Source organism: Paenibacillus gansuensis (assembly GCF_042684925.1).
GTDB lineage: Bacteria > Bacillota > Bacilli > Paenibacillales > DY6 > Paenibacillus_N > Paenibacillus_N gansuensis.
Genome location: NZ_JBHUME010000008.1, coordinates 90,494 through 102,893, shown reverse-complemented (window position 1 = coordinate 102,893; position 12,400 = coordinate 90,494). Strand labels below are relative to the sequence as shown.

The window sequence follows — 12,400 nt, the reverse complement described above, 5'->3', positions numbered from 1 at the left end:
GCGAATCTCCGTCTCTATGCCGTAGTAACATAAGCGGCCAGCAGCGCTGTGGTGCCCAGGATCGCATCCATATGCGTACGCTCCATGCCATGGGACGCATGCACGCCCGGACCGATCAGCGCAGCTTTAATATTGCTTCCTCCATGGAGCGCAGCAGACGCATCCGAGCCATAATGCGGATAGATGTCGACAGCAAAGGAAATACCGTCTCTTTTCGCCAGTTCAATCATTTTCGATGTCATCTCATAATCGTAAGGACCGGAGGAGTCCTTCGCGCAGATAGACACATCCAGCTCCGTGCAGGTAAGATCGTCACCCATAGCGCCCATATCGACGGCTATAAATTCGGAAATGTCGCCTGGAATGTAAGCCGAGCCGTGACCAACTTCTTCGTAATTGGAAATCAGCAGCTTCAACGTGTATTCCGGAATGATGTTCTCCCTGCGGAACAGCTCCAGTAAACCGAACAAAGCGGCAACACTGGCTTTGTCATCCAGATGGCGGGATTTCACATAGCCGTTCTCCAGCAGCTGTGTCCGGGGGTCGAACGAAATGAAATCGCCCGCGGCGATGCCAAGTGCCAGTACATCGGCTTTTGAGTCTACTTTTTCATCGATCCGCACTTCCATATGGGCTTCTTCCCGTTTAAAGTCCCGGGCATCGGTATAAACATGGACGGATGGGCGGGTCGTAAGAATCGTCCCCGTATATGTCCGCCCGTCCCTCGTATGTATCCGGCAATACTCGTTCTCTATGGAGTGCATCATATACCCGCCGACCGGGGTGAGACGCAGCGTGCCGTTATCCTTCACCGCGCGGACCATAGCGCCCAAGGTGTCGACATGGGCCGACAGTCCGATCACTTTTTCATCTGATTTCCCTTGAACGGTAATGATACCGCCGCCTTTTGGAATGGATTCATACGGGTAACCAAGCCGCCGAACTTCCTTAGAAACAGCTTCCATCACTTGATGGGTAAACCCGCTGGGGCTTGGAATCGACAGGATCGTTTGCAGCATTTGTTTTACATATTCAGCATCAATTCGGTTTTTCATAAGTAATTATTCTCCTTGTTTCTTCTCTATAAGTGTTCCTTGTTGTACTGTCTCTTTGGGCACGGAATCCCCGCTGTCTTCCAACGGCTTTTGTTGATTCAATTGAGTGGTAAGCTCCCGGATCCGGCGCTGCAGTTTATACTGTTTTACGATGCCGAAAAACCCTACCGTTAGCCCGCCGAGCAGAGCAGACCCAAGGATCACCAGGATCAATGGGATTTGCGCTTCACCGAAAGCATATTGGATCCTTACCGGTTCGACGTTCATTACGGCGAACGCAGCGATGATCAGAGCGAACAGCAGTACGGAAATCAGCAGCCATTGCGTTTTCATAAATTTTACTCCCCCTGAGCTAAAATGTATTGTATAGCTTTAGCTACGCCATCGCTGTCACAATCAGCCGTAACCCAGTCTGCCGCAGCTTTCACTTCATCTACCGCATTCCCCATAGCGATCCCTAAGCCGGCCCGGCGAAGCAGCGACTCGTCATTCAAGCCGTCCCCTATAGCGGCAACCTGTTTCAAAGGAATCCCCCGAGCGCGGCAAATCGCTTCTACGGCATGTCCTTTACTGATTCCGGCCGGATTGACATCCAGTTTGGACGGGCTTGCCATGCTAAGCTCAAATCCGCCTTTAGCCAGGAGCTTTTCCCATAGGGTAAGCTTACCTGTTTCTTCCCGGATCCGAAACATAAACATCAGCCAGGAATGCTGATCCAACAAGGCTTCATGAAACACATTGCTTTCGAAATCGGCGTCCGCCGCATAGACGCGAAACGGCATATGTTGTTCCAGGGCAAGCCGATACAGCCATTCGATCTGCCCGCTGCTCATTCCGGTCCGGCGGATCAGTTCCCCGCTTGGATCCCATACTTCACAACCGTTATTCGTCACTATGGGAAATGTAATCCGCAGCTGCTCCGCCGCCTCTTTCACATAATGGATATGACGCCCGCTCGCTAAGGCAATTTCCATTCCGGCACGCCGTGCATGTTCGATCCACATTTGATTTTGCTCGGAAATACGACCGGCCCCATTCAATAAAGTACCGTCCATATCCAAAACCAGCAGCTTCCATGGAATGGCCCTGACGCCCTTATTCATAGCACTTTTTCCTTTCCGGTCTTTCCATTCTCCAATGTTCCATAGTATCATCTTATCAGAAGTAACCCCGACAATAAAACGGATAAATCATCGCCGAAGCAAAAGGAGTCCTGACATGAAAGAACTGTTCCCTTATGAGATCACTGATGCCGCTGAAACGGACATGCCAGCTATTGTGGAGATTTACAATTCTACGGTAGCCGGAAGAATGGTAACGGCCGATACGGAGCCTGTGAGTGTGGAGAGCCGCATGAAATGGTTTCATGAGCATTCGCCGGACTTCCGCCCTTTATGGGTAATGCGTTCCGAAGGCGTAATTTGCGGCTGGCTCAGCTTCCAGTCCTTTTATGGCCGGCCCGCTTACAATGGAACCGCGGAGGTCAGCATTTATGTCCATGAGCAATACAGGGGCAAGGGGATTGGGAAGATCCTGATGGAACAAGCTTTTGCAGCGTGTCCTAAACTCGGTCTCAAGACGCTGCTCGGCTTTATCTTCGGACATAACGAGCCAAGCCTGCGCCTATTCCGTAAATACGGGTTCGAAACTTGGGCGCATATGCCTCAAATCGCGGAGCTGGACGGAATCGAGAGAGACCTGATCATATTGGGCAAAAGAGTGCAGCCGTAACCACCTATCACCCAAAAAAGCCGTTCCCCAGTTTTACAAAGGGGAACGGCTTTTATCGTCACAGGGTTATTTCGTCAATTGCTCCATCTGCTCGATCAAATCTTTGAATACGCTCATCGCATCCTTCACCGGTTGAGGAGAAGACATATCTACGCCGGCTTTTTTGAGGATATTGATGGAATAGTCGCTGCCGCCGCTTTTCAGGAAGCCTAAGTACCGGTCGACGGCCGGCTTGCCTTCCTCCAGAATCTGCTTGGAGAAGCTGGTTGCCGCCGAAAAGCCGGTAGCGTATTTAAATACATAGAAACTGTTGTAGAAATGCGGGATTCGTGCCCATTCCATCTCGATGTCCTTGTCAACAACCATGTCATCCCCATAGTATTGCAGGTTCAGGTCATAGTACACTTTGGACAGCTCCTGAGGAGTTAAGGATTCGCCGGCTTCCGCTTTCTCGTGAATGATCTTCTCAAACTCGGCGAACATCGTCTGGCGGAACACGGTCGTACGGAACTGATCTGCATAGTACGTCAATAGGTACATTTTTTCCTTCGGATCTTCGGTCCGCTTCAATAAATAATCCATTAGCAAGGCTTCATTCAGCGTAGAAGCTACCTCTGCCAAGAAAATTGTATACTGCGCATCCCGGTAATCCTGGGTGGTATCCGAGTAGTAGGAATGCAGCGCGTGGCCCATTTCATGCGTAAGTGTAAACATGGAGTTCAAGTTATCGTTATGGTTCAAAAGAACGTACGGATGGGTGCCATAAGCGCCCCAGCTGTATGCGCCGCTCCGCTTGCCTTCATTCTCGTAAATGTCGATCCACCGGTTGTCGAAGCCTTCCTGAAGCACTTTCAAATAATCCCCGCCAAGCGGCTTCAAGCTTTCCGACACTTTCTTTTTGGCCTCTTCATAAGGAATGTCCATATCGAACTCTTCCACCAAAGGCGCAAACAGATCGTACATATGCAGTTCATCCACTTTCAGCAGTTTCTTCCGGAGATTCATATAACGGTGCATCAAAGGAAGATACTCATGGATCGTGTCAATCAGGTTCGTGTACACTTCCTTAGGAATATTGTCGCCGAACAGGGACATTTCCAGAACGGACGGGTACTTGCGGGCCTTGGCATAGAATACGTTCTTATTCACATTCGCGCTCAATGTTGCGGCCAGCGTGTTCTTCTGTTTGCTGTAAGTGGCATATACCGCTTCAAAGGCGTTCTTCCTTACTTCCCGGTTTTTGCTCTCCAAAAACTGGATGTAACTGCCGTGAGTCAGCTCAGTTTCTTCGCCTTTTTCATTCTTCACCTTAGGGAACTTCAGATCCGCATTATTCAATAGGTTAAAAATTTTCCCCGGCGCCTGAGCGATCGTACCGGCTTGAGCGAGAAGGGCTTCCTCGTTTTTGGACAGCACGTGGGGCTTTTGGCGGCGCATTTCTTCCAACGTCTTTTTAAACTTTGCCAGCTCAGGGTCCGCGATGAAGGAGGAAAGCTTGTCGTCGGATAAGGACAAAATTTCAGGCGTAATAAAAGATAGGGATTCATTCACTTCGACGCTTAATTTGTTGGCTTTATCGGATAACGCCTGATACTTAGGCTCCGCCGTGTCTTCATGATGCCTCATGTTGGCATACACATATAGCCGTTCCGTATGTAAGGAGAGTTGGTCTTCCATTTCAAAGCATTGTTTTACGGCTCCGGCATCCGTCAGCTTCCCTTGGAATTCCGCGATTTGCTTCGATTGCTCTTTAACCGTCTGATATTCTTTGTCCCAGGCTTCCTGGCTTTCGAATAAATCCTCCAGCTTCCATTGATGCTCCGCCGGTACCTCGGTTCGTTTGGCCACTTGACTCATCGTATCCCTCCTGATTGGGGTTTTGGGTTTCTGGTGCTGTGATGCCGCGGGTCCCGGAAGAAGAAGGCTGCTTAGCAGACCTGCGGCCATAAGTATAGGAATCCATCGCATGGCCGGAACGCTCCTGACTGTCGATTTTTTCCTAGTATGGCCTTTCCTCCCGTCATTTACCACAATTCAATTATAAGGATTCAGGAAAAGAAAACCAAGTTGAAACATTCGATCCTATCCTCAGTATAGCTGTTCAAGGGATTGGGGCTGATCGCCTAGATGAAGAAAGCTGTAAACGATAAGAAAAAAAGCAAATACCACCATGACCAGCGCAATTAGGGCCAATCCCCGGCGGAATGGAGGCGCGATCGAATTCCGGCTCATGATCAGCACGGCGGCAAAGGCGAAAGCGACGATAATAAAAATCAAATTCGTTTCGGAGAACATAGGTTCAGCTCCATTTATTTTAGAATAGGCTGCGTTTGAGAATGGAAAGAAGTGCGGGCGGCAATCCTAACCGGATCATGTCCACAGGGGGTGTACGTATGAGCAAAGGCAAAAATCAGTCGATGCAGCAGGCTAATCAAAGCGCGGCAGATCTTTCGAACAATGCTTCCAAAAGCAAAGCCAATACCAAATCGCCGAGCGAATCAGGCTTTCATGAACCGAGCCGCCCGTCCAATTAACGAAGCAGCGTCCGTTTCAAGAAGAAGGCTGTCCCGAGGGGGACAGCCTTCTTGCGCTGCGGTTAAACTTCCTTAAACGCCGCCATAATGGCTTCGTATTCCTCTTCGTTGCCTGCGAACTGTTCCCGCTTGAACCGGTTATTCGCCCAGTGCATCATTTCGGGCCGGGAAATGAACGTGTGGGCTTCTTCGCCCCATTGATCGGAGATTTCGCGGAGAATAAGCGTTTTGCCCTGGACCTCTACGGTCAGCATATTCCAGTTATCTTTTTTATAAATAAGGTGCTTTTTGAACATAAGATGTCACTCCATTCGCTGCAAATTACTACAATGATAGCTTTTCCTAAAAATGATATCGGATGGGGTGCCGGAAAGCAATAGCCGTGGTAAAATTAGGGGAAGCCGCAAGTGGCAACTTATTTGCGGATCACGAGAGCCGAGCTGAGAATAGAAGAGGAGAGATGAGATGAATCACAGGAACGAAGACGGACTGGAACCTCAATCCAAGATGATGGGATCACCTATCGGGTACGAACAGGCAGGATACGCAATGACCTGCAGATCTTATGATGAGTATGTGAGAATGTTCGATCTCGACGAAAGCGCGTTGCAAGGCGCCGATGTGTTGGACATAGCGGCTGGCGCCTCTTCCTTTACGGCTGAAGCGTGTCAGAGAGGGGTACGCAGCGTGGCGGCCGACCCGCTGTATGGCGGAACGGCACAGGAGTTGGTGCTAAGAGGCCGGGAGGAGATCAAAGTCTCAACTGCCAAAATTGAACGTACGGCGGGCCAATTCGATTGGACATTCTATGGGAATCCAAGCATGCACAAGGATAGAAGGGAGCTTGCTTTAGAACGGTTTGCAGATGATTTTCAACATCGGCCTGACCGCTATATTGCGGCTTCGCTTCCGACGCTGCCGTTTGAAGATGAAAGTTTCGATTTGGTGCTGTGCAGCCATTTTTTATTTTTATACGGTACCCAGCTAGATGCGGAGTTTCACCGCCAGGCCCTGAAAGAGCTGTTGAGGGTTTGCCGGAGGGGCGGCGATTTAAAAATATATCCATTAGTAAATTTATTGTTTCAACCTTACCCTGATCTGGGTATAGTATTACAGGAAGTAAATCGTGACGGCGTCAGCGTTCAGCAAAGAATGTCCCGTTTGCCTTTTATTCCGGGGTCTGATCAGTATCTCTGTATATCCAAAATAAAACGGTTTTGAAATATACAGGTTGATATGGCGTCGGGCTTGTAGTATAATTTTGTTACTCGTCTATAGACGATATTTTTAGGAGGTTGTTCACTTGAAAGGTACAGTTAAATGGTTTAACGCAGAAAAAGGCTACGGTTTCATCTCTGTTGACGGTGGCGAAGATGTATTCGTTCACTTCTCCGCAATCCAAGGCGAAGGATTCAAGACTCTTGACGAAGGTCAAGAAGTTGAGTTCGAAATCACTGAAGGAAACCGCGGTCCTCAAGCAGCTAACGTAACTAAATTATAAGATCAGGCTCCAATCGGAGACTTTCTAACTTATAAATAGTGCCATAGCATTGAAATCGTGTACGAGAAGCAGCCCCTAGGGGCTGCTTTTTCTTTATATCCATCGTTTACAATCCTTCCAAAATCCGTCATGATATGGAAAAGGGAACCTGTTTGCCGCAAAAACGTACTAACGGTTACACAGGGAACGGAGGGATGTAGCGTGACAATGGATTCCGATATCGCCAAAGAACATACGGGGGCACCGCGGCCGGCAGACGATCAGGCATGGCTGCAAACCCTTACGGAGGAAGAACGCGCTCAGGCGCAGACACTTGCTGCCCATCTCGATATTATGGACAGCGCGTCTGTGGCCGTCTTCGGGTATGAAACGCAAGAGGAAATTTCCTCCTTTTCCGATCAGGTTCTTTCCTATATCCGAACTAAGGACGGCGGATATGCCGGACAAATGCTGTCCGAACTTATGCTGAAGATTAAAGAAGTAAACATAGAGACATTATCTTCCAAGAAGGGATTTGCCTCCAAGCTGCCGGTTTTCGGTACCTTATTCGACCGTGCAAAGAGGGTGCTGGCCCAATATCAAAAGGTAGGCGTACAATTGGAAGAGATCACCGCCCGATTGGATGAGGCGAGGATGCAGTTGATGAAGGATAACGTCATGCTGGATACGTTTTATAAGAAGAACGTGGCTCATTTCAAACAGCTGGCACTATACATAGCGGCGGGCCAGTTGAAGCTTCAGGAGCTGAAAGAGCGGGTAATTCCGGAGCTGCAGCAGGAGGCGTCGAATACAACAGACCCGGTAAAGGCTCAGGAACTGAGTGATATGATCCAATGTACGGGAAGATTTGAGAAAAAAGTGCATGAACTCATCGTAAGCAGGACCATCGCGATCCAGACGGCTCCTCAGCTTCGGCTGATCCAGAATAACAACCAGATGCTTGCCGAGAAGATTCAAAGCTCGATATTGACAACCATTCCCCTTTGGAAAAATCAGATTGCAATAGCCGTTTCGCTCTTCAGACAGGGCAAAGCCCTTGAATTGCAGCGCGAGGTTACCAACGCAACCAATGAGCTGCTGCTACAAAATTCGGAGCTGTTGAAATCGAACAATGCCGACATCGTCCGCGAAAATGAGAAGGGGGTAGTTGAGGTGGATACGCTGAAACGAGTGCATGCCAACCTGATTGCCACCTTGGAAGACACCATCCGGATTCAAAAGGAAGGAAGCGCCCAACGGAAACAGGCGGAAACGGATATTGCCCGGCTTGAGGCTGAATTGAAGAATAAAATCGGGGAACTGGCAGGGAAATAACGCGTGTTAATCATGAAAAGACAGCTCTGGGAGCTGTCTTTTTTTGGTGCCATCTATTTAATTGATTACGGTTAAGATCTCATCGATCTCTTTACGCGGCAGCTTTCCCGGTGTTTCGGACGGATAACCTAGCGAGATCACCATATTCACCTGGCGGTCTTCTCCAATATTCAAATACTCTTTCAGCTGGTGTTCGGCAAGCAGTACAGGTCCTGTCATCGGGCAAGTGCCGAGTCCCATGCTGTGGGCGGCCAACATGAGATTCTGAGCTGCAAGGCAGGAACTCTTGATGCCTTCTTCCCTCCAAACTTCGTTATCTACCAGCGCAATCGGGTCAAAAATTCTTTCCCGGAACTTGGACTGGTAAGGAGTGGCCAGACAGATAATGAGAGCTGGCGCTTGGGAGAAGGCTGTAGCATAAGGTCCGAACGATTTGGTGAGCAGGCGTGCTTCCTTGTTCAGTCCATTCTCTTCCGCTTGTGCTGCGCGAAGATGGAGCTGCTCCCATGTGATGGCTTCGATTTCCTTGATCTTCTCTTTGTTGACGACCGCAATAAACTCCCATGTCTGGGAATTGGTATCGCTCGGAGCGTAGCGCGCACAATCGATAATTTCACGGATTTGTTCTACGGTAACTTCCTGGTCTGTAAACTTGCGCACACTGCGGCGTTCGTGTATCACTTGCTTTAATTCTAAGTAATCCATAAGGTACCGTCCTTTGTTTTATTACTTGGTACTAATAGCTAATGCTAATTATAACCCCCCTTGGATGGAATGCCAAGCAGGAGTTGACTAAAATGCTGGATTTAGAGCGTTTAAGATGGTACATTAACATATGGAATTCTTAAAGGATCAGAGGCGGTTCAGCTATGAATTACCGTTTTATCTGGAACGAGCGGATGGGAATCCGTCTGCCCGTATTAGATATGGAATGGGAAGAGTACAGCGAAACGGAACGCCACAGCATACTTGCTGAATGGGAGGATATCCGCGGGCGTATACCGAGCCGTATTATGGAATTGGAACAGTGTATCATTGCGAGACAGAACCAGCTTTATGACGAGGCGGATTTTACCCGGTCCTGCGAGTTGAATTGGGAAATAGCGGACTTGGCGAGCCGTATTAATGATCTTCATTTGTGGTACAGGGTGAATCAGGAAGTCCAAAGCCGCATGCACGGATAAACTGGAATTTTACGTAGGCTCCATCCTATTATATAATAGTCAGGACGACATACTTGGAGGCCGGAAGGTTGGAGACAACTACTAATCACAGTGTACCCCAAGGCCCGATACGTTTAATGTACCGAGTCTATAAATATATACTTCCTGAGGTCCGGACGGAACTGAACGGTTGGAGAGCCAAAGCGGGCCTAATTCCGGACGAGGAACTAAGGAGACAGGCGCTGGCGAGTATTGCAGATAAGGAATTCCACTGCCAAGGGGGCGCGGTTTATGCAGCGGCTAACCTTGGCATGAGGCATGTATTAATCCCGCTGATCGTTGCTTTGCAGACGATCAGCGATTATCTGGATAATCTGTGCGACCGGAGCACATCCTTGGACGCGGACGATTTTCGCAGGCTGCATCAATCCATGCTGGATGCAGTCACACCGGAACTGCCATTGCAGGATTATTATGAATTCCGCAGCGAGAAGGATGACGGGGGCTATCTAAGGGCACTGGTACAGACTTGCAGAGACTGCTGTGCTAAACTCCCTTCCTATGCCGCCGTTAAAGAACAGGTCATCGAATTGGTGAGCTATTACTGCGATCTTCAAGTATACAAGCACATCCGGCATGATCTCCGGGAGGAAGAGCTGCTCCGCTGGTGGGAGCGGCACCGTAATAATTATCCGCAGTTAAGCTGGAACGAGTTCGCGGCCGCCACGGGTTCCACGCTGGGGATGTTTACGTTATTTCAGGAGGCGGCCGTTCCAGGAATGACAGCTGATAAAGCGGCAAATATCCGTAGTGCCTACTTCCCGCATGTATGCGGACTCCACATTCTTCTGGATTATCTAATTGACCAGGAAGAGGATATTGCAGGAGGGGATCTGAACTTCTGCAATTACTACGATAGCCGGGAAGCAACGGCTGAACGCATCGCCGTTATCGTGGAACAAGCCCGAGAGGATATTACCCGGCTGCATTGCCCGGCATTTCACCGGATGATTATTGAAGGCTTACTGGCCTTATATTTATCGGATCCCAAAGTGAACGGACAAGCCGAAGTAAAGGCCGTAACCCGCAAACTGATGAAGAACAGTCCTATGTCCAGGCTATTTTTCTGGGTAAACAGCATGTGGATCCGAAAGACAGGGTAAACCGGAAACAACCTATAGAGAAAGCTAAGTTTTATTTCTAGGAGGAAATCAGATGGCAGCAGTCAAATCAATAGCAGTATTAACCAGCGGGGGGGACTCCCAAGGGATGAACGCGGCGGTACGCGCAGTAGTGCGGAGCGCATTGTTTCACGGCTTGGAAGTTTACGCTGTTCAAAGGGGATATCAAGGTTTGATCAAGGACGATATTCGTCCGATGGATTTGCGCAGTGTTGGTGATATTATTCAGCGCGGCGGAACCATTTTGCAAACGGCACGCTGCAAAGAGTTTTTGACGCCGGAAGGGCAGCAGCTAGGTGCGGAGAACCTGCGTAAACGCGGAATCGACGGGCTGGTAGTCATTGGCGGAGACGGTTCCTACCAAGGTGCAAATAAATTGTCCAAGCTCGGAATCCGAACAATGGGGCTGCCGGGAACCATAGATAACGACATTCCGTTCACGGATTACACGATCGGTTTCGATACGGCAGTGAGCATCGTTGTGGATGCGATCAACAAGCTTCGCGATACGATGACATCCCATGAACGTTCTTCCGTTGTGGAAGTAATGGGACGCCACTGCGGCGACATCGCTTTGTTTGCGGGGCTTGCAAGCGGGGCTGAAGCTATTTTGGTGCCGGAAGTTCCTTATGATTTGGATGACGTCGCGGCTCGCATGTCCGACAACTTCCAGCACGGGAAACGCCACAGTATTATCGTAGTTGCTGAAGGCGTAGGCAGCGGTGAGGATATTTCCCGCCAAATTACAGAGCGTAACGGCATTGAGCCACGTGTGACGGTCCTTGGCCACATTCAGCGCGGTGGATCTCCAACACATAACGACCGGATTCTTGCCAGCCGCCTGGGTGATTTCGCAGTCCGCCAGCTAATGGCAGGCGATTCCGGCAAAGCGCTGGGCATTGTCAATGGAGAATTGGTAGCGACGGATATCGATAAAGTAGTAAACACGAAGAAACCTTTCAACAGGGAAATGTATGATCTGGCTTTGAGATTATCCCAATAAGAAACGGACGATAACGGTCCCGGACCTTGCTTCCTTCCGGAAGAAGGGACGGGGCTTTTCATTTGGGGAAAGGAGGAAGAATAATGTACTTGTATAAATTGGAAGTGGAGTTACCCGATCAGATGATTTACCTCATCGTGGTCGCCGAGAATGATGAGAAGGCGTTCGATTATATAGAGCCTGTATCCGCGAAGTATTATATTGCCACACCGGAAATGAAAAGTGTCGCTATTGTTGAAAAGAAACGGATCGAAAAAGGCTCCGGTTATGTCATTGAAACCGTAAAATAAACATTTCCAGAATAAGGGTTGACTGATTAAACTTTACATACTATTATGTATATTAAGTTAGACAGCAATCATCTTATACCGGAGTGTGATGAAATGAAAATAGCGTTATTGTCCGGCGCCGCCCGAAAAGAGTCTTCCACTGCGAAATTAATGCAATTTATTGCCCAAACAATCCGCGATCATGGCCATGAGGCTGATCTGTTCAATCTTCAAGCAACTCCTGTCCCTTTCTACAGTAATGATGAACCATCGGATCACGAACAAGTGATTCATCTTCGCAATCTGTTGAAAGAGGCGGATGCAATCGTGCTTGGAACTCCTGAATACCACGGCGGTATGACTGGCGTGTTGAAGAATGCGCTTGATTTCGTGAGCGCGGAGCAGTTCGACAGCAAAGCAGTTCTCGCGGTAAGTTCTGCAGGCGGAGCCGTAGGGACATCCTCACTGCTTCAAATTCAGGCGGTCGTTCGTAATCTTCATGGTATCAACTGCCCGGAATGGATTTCCATCGGAGGAGCCGACCAGGAGTTCGGGCCGGATGGAGAGCCTGCTAATGACAAAGTGAAGCAAAGAGTATTACGCGCGGTAACGTATTTTTTGAATATGGCTCAGAAACTGTAACAATAGA

Annotated in this window: 17 protein-coding genes; 10 read left to right on the top strand and 7 right to left on the bottom strand. The window is 49.1% G+C overall.

Translation table 11 applies throughout. The features are described 5' to 3' along the window. Nucleotides 1-14 precede the first annotated feature (14 nt). Genes ACFSUF_RS12630 through ACFSUF_RS12620 form a run of 3 tightly spaced genes read right to left on the bottom strand, consistent with a single transcriptional unit; the run spans nt 15 to nt 2,158 of the window. Nucleotides 15-1,055 carry a M42 family metallopeptidase gene (locus tag ACFSUF_RS12630; protein WP_377603268.1) on the bottom strand — a complete coding sequence of 347 codons (1,041 nt, stop codon included), beginning with the start codon at nt 1,053-1,055 and terminating at the stop codon, nt 15-17. A 6-nt stretch (nt 1,056-1,061) separates the two neighbouring features. Beyond that, a complete protein-coding gene (locus ACFSUF_RS12625; RefSeq protein ID WP_377603267.1) occupies nt 1,062-1,388 on the bottom strand; it encodes a LapA family protein in 327 nt (108 codons plus the stop codon). Between the two features lie 5 nt (nt 1,389-1,393). Then, nucleotides 1,394-2,158 carry an HAD family hydrolase gene (locus tag ACFSUF_RS12620; RefSeq protein ID WP_377603266.1) on the bottom strand — a complete coding sequence of 255 codons (765 nt, stop codon included), beginning with the start codon at nt 2,156-2,158 and terminating at the stop codon, nt 1,394-1,396. A gap of 115 nt (nt 2,159-2,273) precedes the next feature. On the opposite strand from ACFSUF_RS12620, the gene ACFSUF_RS12615 reads away from it, so the two are divergent. After that, a complete protein-coding gene (locus ACFSUF_RS12615) occupies nt 2,274-2,786 on the top strand; it encodes a GNAT family N-acetyltransferase (protein WP_377603265.1) in 513 nt (170 codons plus the stop codon). Nucleotides 2,787-2,852: 66 nt separating this feature from the next. Here ACFSUF_RS12615 and pepF read toward each other — a convergent pair whose 3' ends face one another. Together pepF and ACFSUF_RS12605 are read right to left on the bottom strand one after the other, a co-directional pair. Further along, complete coding sequence (gene pepF / locus ACFSUF_RS12610) at nt 2,853-4,643, bottom strand: oligoendopeptidase F (protein WP_377603264.1); 1,791 nt, start codon at nt 4,641-4,643, stop codon at nt 2,853-2,855. 231 nt (nt 4,644-4,874) lie between these two features. Further along, complete coding sequence (locus tag ACFSUF_RS12605; RefSeq protein WP_377603263.1) at nt 4,875-5,081, bottom strand: hypothetical protein; 207 nt, start codon at nt 5,079-5,081, stop codon at nt 4,875-4,877. A 98-nt stretch (nt 5,082-5,179) separates the two neighbouring features. Between ACFSUF_RS12605 and ACFSUF_RS12600 the strand changes: the two genes are divergently transcribed. Continuing rightward, nucleotides 5,180-5,320 (top strand): hypothetical protein, encoded by a 141-nt coding sequence (locus ACFSUF_RS12600; protein WP_377603262.1) that lies wholly within the window; start codon nt 5,180-5,182, stop codon nt 5,318-5,320. 62 nt (nt 5,321-5,382) lie between these two features. Here the strand turns inward: ACFSUF_RS12600 and ACFSUF_RS12595 are convergent, their stop codons facing one another. Further along, entirely contained in the window at nt 5,383-5,616 is a 234-nt protein-coding gene (locus ACFSUF_RS12595; RefSeq protein WP_377603261.1) for a hypothetical protein, read from the bottom strand. A gap of 169 nt (nt 5,617-5,785) precedes the next feature. On the opposite strand from ACFSUF_RS12595, the gene ACFSUF_RS12590 reads away from it, so the two are divergent. The 3 genes from ACFSUF_RS12590 (at nt 5,786) to ACFSUF_RS12580 (ending at nt 8,135) form a co-directional block, all read left to right on the top strand. After that, nucleotides 5,786-6,541 (top strand): class I SAM-dependent methyltransferase, encoded by a 756-nt coding sequence (locus tag ACFSUF_RS12590; RefSeq protein WP_377603260.1) that lies wholly within the window; start codon nt 5,786-5,788, stop codon nt 6,539-6,541. Nucleotides 6,542-6,623: 82 nt separating this feature from the next. Beyond that, nucleotides 6,624-6,821, top strand: a complete 198-nt coding sequence (locus tag ACFSUF_RS12585) for a cold shock domain-containing protein (protein ID WP_377603259.1) — start codon at nt 6,624-6,626, stop codon at nt 6,819-6,821. A gap of 207 nt (nt 6,822-7,028) precedes the next feature. Then, nucleotides 7,029-8,135, top strand: coding sequence for a toxic anion resistance protein (locus tag ACFSUF_RS12580; protein WP_377603875.1), 1,107 nt, complete (start codon nt 7,029-7,031; stop codon nt 8,133-8,135). A gap of 57 nt (nt 8,136-8,192) precedes the next feature. Here the strand turns inward: ACFSUF_RS12580 and ACFSUF_RS12575 are convergent, their stop codons facing one another. Continuing rightward, nucleotides 8,193-8,840, bottom strand: coding sequence for a nitroreductase family protein (locus ACFSUF_RS12575; RefSeq protein ID WP_377603258.1), 648 nt, complete (start codon nt 8,838-8,840; stop codon nt 8,193-8,195). A 164-nt stretch (nt 8,841-9,004) separates the two neighbouring features. Between ACFSUF_RS12575 and ACFSUF_RS12570 the strand changes: the two genes are divergently transcribed. The 5 genes from ACFSUF_RS12570 (at nt 9,005) to ACFSUF_RS12550 (ending at nt 12,393) form a co-directional block, all read left to right on the top strand. Next, complete coding sequence (locus tag ACFSUF_RS12570; RefSeq protein ID WP_377603257.1) at nt 9,005-9,319, top strand: hypothetical protein; 315 nt, start codon at nt 9,005-9,007, stop codon at nt 9,317-9,319. Nucleotides 9,320-9,435: 116 nt separating this feature from the next. Then, complete coding sequence (locus tag ACFSUF_RS12565) at nt 9,436-10,461, top strand: tetraprenyl-beta-curcumene synthase family protein (protein WP_377603872.1); 1,026 nt, start codon at nt 9,436-9,438, stop codon at nt 10,459-10,461. 52 nt (nt 10,462-10,513) lie between these two features. Then, nucleotides 10,514-11,482 (top strand): 6-phosphofructokinase, encoded by a 969-nt coding sequence (gene pfkA / locus ACFSUF_RS12560; RefSeq protein ID WP_377603256.1) that lies wholly within the window; start codon nt 10,514-10,516, stop codon nt 11,480-11,482. A gap of 83 nt (nt 11,483-11,565) precedes the next feature. After that, entirely contained in the window at nt 11,566-11,772 is a 207-nt protein-coding gene (locus tag ACFSUF_RS12555; protein ID WP_377603255.1) for a DUF3906 family protein, read from the top strand. 93 nt (nt 11,773-11,865) lie between these two features. Beyond that, nucleotides 11,866-12,393 (top strand): NADPH-dependent FMN reductase, encoded by a 528-nt coding sequence (locus tag ACFSUF_RS12550; RefSeq protein ID WP_377603254.1) that lies wholly within the window; start codon nt 11,866-11,868, stop codon nt 12,391-12,393. Nucleotides 12,394-12,400 lie beyond the last annotated feature (7 nt).